This window comes from Rhodococcus sp. R1101, assembly GCF_000278445.1.
Classification (GTDB): domain Bacteria; phylum Actinomycetota; class Actinomycetes; order Mycobacteriales; family Mycobacteriaceae; genus Rhodococcus; species Rhodococcus gordoniae.
In genome coordinates this window covers 1-4,235 of sequence record NZ_AJVB01000330.1, presented here as the reverse complement: position 1 = coordinate 4,235, position 4,235 = coordinate 1, and the positions used below count along the sequence as shown (strand labels likewise).

Genomic DNA, 4,235 nt, shown 5'->3' with positions numbered 1-4,235 from the left:
CGACGATGAAACCGTATGCGCCGCCGCCTCCTCCGGGCGCGCAACCGCCACCGCTGTGGGGCGACGAGGTGCACGTACGAGAACTGATCGGCGATCGCGTCACCGACCTGCAGGCACGCACCGAGAATCTCCGCGTCGAGTGCTTCGCGACCGGTGCGGACTTCCGGGACTTCTTCAAGGCCGCATACGGTCCCACGATCGCGGTGTACCGCAACATCGCCGAGGATCAGGAGCGGGTCGCGTCCCTCGATCGTGAGCTCCTCGAACTCGCCCAGCGTCACGATCTCGGTGGCGGAGCGATGGACTGGGAATACCTGCTGGTCACCGCGCAGCGGAGCTGACCCGCCCCGCGCGGGCGTCCGGGTCCGGTGGCGCGGTGCGGTTGACCGATCGCACCACCCACCGGCCGGACCATTCGAGTTCGCTCACGGCGCCGTTGACGATGCGCGGCGCGGGTTCCGGTGACAACCGGTCGAGTACAGCGCGGATCAGTGCGCCGTGCGAGACGACCACGATCCGGCAGCCGGGGTGCATCGCGGCAGCGACGTCGAGTGCGCGTACGCCTCTCGTGGCGACTGCCCCCAGGGGTTCGAGTCCGGGGAAATTCCCGCCGGGCCAGCGCGCCTCGGCGTCCTCCCGGGTCGAGCCCTCGGCATCGCCGTAGGTACGTTCGGCCAGATCTGGAATCGTTCCGGACATCCCGATGCACAGATGGGCGGCCACGATTCGGCCGGTGTCGTACGCGCGTGACAGCGGCGAGGACACAACGGTGTCCCAGCCGGTGGGGTCGAGGAGGTCGAGTAGGCGCGCGGCGCCCCGTGCCTGCTCCCGGCCGACCTCGTCGAGTGGGACGTCGGTGCTGCCCTGCAGCAGGCCGCGCCGATTCCAGTCGGTACGCCCGTGCCGTACGAGAGCCAGTCGGGTGGTGTTCATCGACCACCCCGGACAACACGTTCGCGTCTTCGTCGGTCGTCACCCTGCCGGTCGACGGGTAGAACAGCGCGCGGTGGACGGACACTCCCACGCGGTCTCCGACCGCCGGACGTAACCCTGCGACGGCACAACGGAATTCGATACCGCGGCACGAGACGACGACGTCGCTGGTATCGCGTCCGAACAGCGACGACATCACGATGCCCTGCCTCGGCGCGTCCTGTGGTGCCGTCAACGTGATGTCGCCGGGAAGAACTGCGAGAGTGCCCGGCCCGGAGGCATCGTCCGGAATCGCATCCGGTCGCAGCCGGACGGCACCGTCGTCGCTGACGAAGCCGTCCGCCGACACGCTGCCGGTCAGCAGATTCGCATCCGACAAGAACGAGGCGACGAAGGCGGACCGCGGGCGGAGCACGAGATCCTCGGGTGTGCCGATCTGCAGGATCCGGCCGTGGTCGAGCACCACGACGCGGTCGGCGAGCGCCAGCGCCTCGGCACGATCGTGTGTCACGTGGACGACCGTGAGTTGCTGGGAGCGGGTGAGGGTGCGCAATTCGAGACGCAACCGGTCGCGGAGCGGCTCGTCGAGGGCGGACAACGCCTCGTCGAGCAACAGAGCGCGGGGCCGGCCGGCAAGTGCGCGTGCGAGCGCCACCCGTTGTCGCTGCCCGCCGGACAGCGTCGCCGGATCCCGCTTCTCCAGACCCGGAAGTCCCACCAGCTCGAGCACCTCGGCGACCCGCGACGCGCGGTGGGCACGCGGGATCTTCGCGATCTCCAGCGGATACGCGACATTGCGGCCCACATTCCGGTGCGGCCAGATGGCGTGGTTCTGGAACACCATGCCCAGACGGCGCTTCTCCGGGGGGACACTCCGAGTGCCGTCGGCAACGACGTCTTCACCGAGCCGGATCGTGCCGTCGGTGGGGTCGAGAAAGCCGGCCACCGTGCGGAGCAGGGTCGTCTTCCCCGATCCGGACGGACCGACGAGGGCTACGAATTCGCCGTCCCGAACGTCGAGGTCGATTCCGGACAGTCCTGCGGTGCCGTCGGGGAAGCGCAGGTCGACACCGGTCAGGGTGATCGCGGACATGAAAAGTTATCCGATCTGTGAGTAGTTCAGCGAGCCGCACGGGAAGCCGTGACCGCACCGAGGCCGGCGATTCCCACGAGCGCGACGAGCAGGGACAACGCCGACGCGGCGTTGTAGTCGCCGGCCTGCTGCAGATTGAAGATCGACACACCCAGTGTCTGGGTGCCCGGCGCGACGAGCAGCACCGACATCGTCAGTTCACGTACCGCGGTCACGGCGACCAGCACGCCTCCGGTCACGGCGGCCGGTACGGTCATCGCCCACGGCACGTCCCGCAGCGCTCGAAGACGCGACGCGCCGGATGTGCGGGCCACCTCTTCCAGGGACTCGGACGTGGTCGACAGCGGGCGCGTACGGCCTGGACGACGACTGCGAGGAAAGCCGTCACATAGGCACAGAGGATCACCCACCGCGTGTCGAACAGTCCGGTGTACCGGCCCAGAATGAGCCATCCGACCGCGATGACGAGGCCGGGCACCGCCTGCGGGAGCATCACCGTCAGGTCGAGCCCCGCATTGTCGCGGGATCGGGTGCGCGTGGTGAGCACGCCGATCGCCAGGCCGGCCACCGCGCACACGACGCCTGCGCCGACGGCCAGAATCAGCGAATTCTTCACTCCGACCAGGGTTCCCGGTGCGGTCACGGCCGCAACCATGCTGTCGAGGGTCAAGTTGTCCCAGGTCAGCGGAACGCCAGGAGCCGGTAGCAGCGCCTGCGTCGCGAGAGCCAGGATCGGCAGGACGGTCAGGCCGAGGCCGACGACCCACGCGGCGACACCGGCCGGAACGCGTGCACGCCCGAGCCGGATCTGTCGTGGTGCGGTGACGGCTCCGTCGAGTTGCCGGTGCCGGCGGGACAATCCGCGGTCCGTCACCACGGCGAGCACTGCGAGCGCCAGCAGGGCGACGCCGATGGTGGACACCACTTCGAGGGGACGATCGACCGTCCCCGACTGGATGTACCGGTAGACCATCGTCGACAGGGTCGTGTATCGCTCGGGCAGCCCGATGAGGGCCGGAATGCCGAAGTCGGCGAGGTTGCCCACCGCAGTGAGGGTGAACGCGGCGAGAAGTGCCGGTCGCAGCAGGGGGATCGTCACGGTGCGCATCGCCCGCCAGGGCGAGGCTCCGCCGATGCGCGCCACCTGCTCGAGGTCTCCGGGGATCCTGCGCAGCGCGGTCGAAATGATGAGATATGCCATCGGATAGGAGTGCACCGTCAGGAGGAACACCACACCGTCGCCCCCGTAGATGTTCCAGAGCGGGCCTCCGACGTGGTCGGCCCAGAAGCGGTTGACCATTCCGCTGGGGCCGAGCAGCCCCGTCCAGGCGATGGCACCGACGAACGGCGGAATCAACAGGGGCGACAGCAGGATCAGGCGGAGGGAGCCTCGGCCGGGGAGATCGGTACGGTCGAGGAACAACGCCATCGTGGTGGCCAGGACGACGGCGAACAACGCCGAGCATCCCGCCGAGACGACGCTGTTGATCGCGGCACCGGCGATATCGTCGTCGAGGAGTTGCCCGATGTGCCGCCCGTTCGCGCCGAGCGCCACCACGGTGGCGAGTGGGGCGATGATCGCGGCGGCGACGAACACCCACACAGCGACCCGCACACCGAGGACGGGATCGGCCCGCCGCCCGGAAGGCATTCGGGCGGCGGGCCGAGTGCGGAGGTCAGCCGACGAGGTCATCGAACTTCCGGACAGCCTCGTCCTGGGTGTCCGTGATCGTCTGCAGGTCCGGTGTCAGCAGTGTGAGTTCGGACAGGGCGGGAGCACCGGCAGGTGTGCCCACGTCGTCCCGCACCGGAAGATACTGCTGTGAGACCGCGATTTCCTGCCCCTTCCTACTCACGAGGAAATCGACGAACTTCTGGGCGGCTTCGGTCCGGTCGGAGTCGGTGAAGATGCCGGCGGGCTGGGTGATGTACGGGACACCGTCGGTGGGATAGGACACCGCGATCGGAGATCCCTTCGCGGCGAGTTCGCGGACGAGATAGTCGACGACGATGCCGACCGGTTGCGTCCCGGCCGCGACCGCCTGGCCGACCGGGCCGTTGCTCTCGGCGACGACGGGCTCGTTCGCGGCAAGACCGGCAAGCCACTGCTCGCCGAGCTCGGAGGTGTCGAGCCAGACGGCGGTGTTGAACGCCGCGGCACCCGAGACGTTCGGGTTCGGCAGGGTGATGCGTCCGAGATAGCCCGGAT

General features: G+C 68.8%; 2 protein-coding genes and 3 pseudogenes. 1 reads left to right on the top strand and 4 read right to left on the bottom strand.

Annotated elements, in window-relative coordinates:
• A pseudogene (locus R1101_RS0117130) lies at window positions 1–341 on the top strand (SAM-dependent methyltransferase); the annotation flags it as partial.
• Here the strand turns inward: R1101_RS0117130 and R1101_RS27225 are convergent.
• The 4 genes and pseudogenes from R1101_RS27225 to R1101_RS0117110 form a co-directional block, all read right to left on the bottom strand.
• Complete coding sequence (locus tag R1101_RS27225) at window positions 322–933, bottom strand: histidine phosphatase family protein (RefSeq protein ID WP_016934591.1); 612 nt, start codon at window positions 931–933, stop codon at window positions 322–324. The pseudogene R1101_RS0117130 and the gene R1101_RS27225 sit on opposite strands and share 20 nt — an antisense overlap.
• A 655-nt stretch (window positions 934–1,588) precedes the next feature.
• Window positions 1,589–2,026 (bottom strand): annotated as a pseudogene (locus R1101_RS31430) (ABC transporter ATP-binding protein); the annotation flags it as partial.
• Window positions 2,027–2,052: 26 nt separating this feature from the next.
• Window positions 2,053–3,677, bottom strand: a pseudogene (locus tag R1101_RS27220) (ABC transporter permease).
• A gap of 25 nt (window positions 3,678–3,702) precedes the next feature.
• A partial coding sequence (locus R1101_RS0117110) for an extracellular solute-binding protein (protein WP_016934589.1) occupies window positions 3,703–4,235 on the bottom strand: 533 nt, incomplete at its 5' end.